Source organism: Pseudomonas sp. K5002, from assembly GCF_013386655.1.
Taxonomy (GTDB): Bacteria; Pseudomonadota; Gammaproteobacteria; order Pseudomonadales; family Pseudomonadaceae; genus Aquipseudomonas.
In genome coordinates this window covers 1-328 of the sequence record NZ_JACARK010001039.1, presented here as the reverse complement: position 1 = coordinate 328, position 328 = coordinate 1, and the positions used below count along the sequence as shown (strand labels likewise).

The window sequence follows — 328 nt, the reverse complement described above, 5'->3', positions numbered from 1 at the left end:
TCGGCCAGTTGCTGGTGGACGGGCAGGGCAGGATTGAACCCACCGAACTCGCCCAACGTTTGATCGACTGGGAAGCGGTGATGCGCGCCAAGGGCTCCCAGGATTTGCTGGGCCCGTCAACCAAACGGGCGATCGACATGATCCTGGCGGGCCATACCCCGGAAGAGTCCGGGCGCTACGGCACCACCAACGGCGCCGCCATGCGTATCACCCCGGTGGGCATCGCGGCGGACGTCAACGACCCGGCGCAGTTTATCCAGGCGGTGATCCAGGCGTGCCAGGTCACCCATAACACCAACCTGGGCATCTCCAGCGCGGCGGCGGTGGC

The 328-nt window shown here is 66.5% G+C and carries 1 protein-coding gene; it reads left to right on the top strand.

Going from position 1 to position 328, the window contains the following annotated elements:
* Nucleotides 1-328: ADP-ribosylglycohydrolase family protein (locus tag HX846_RS39955; protein WP_256740227.1), on the top strand; the 328-nt coding region annotated here is incomplete at both ends.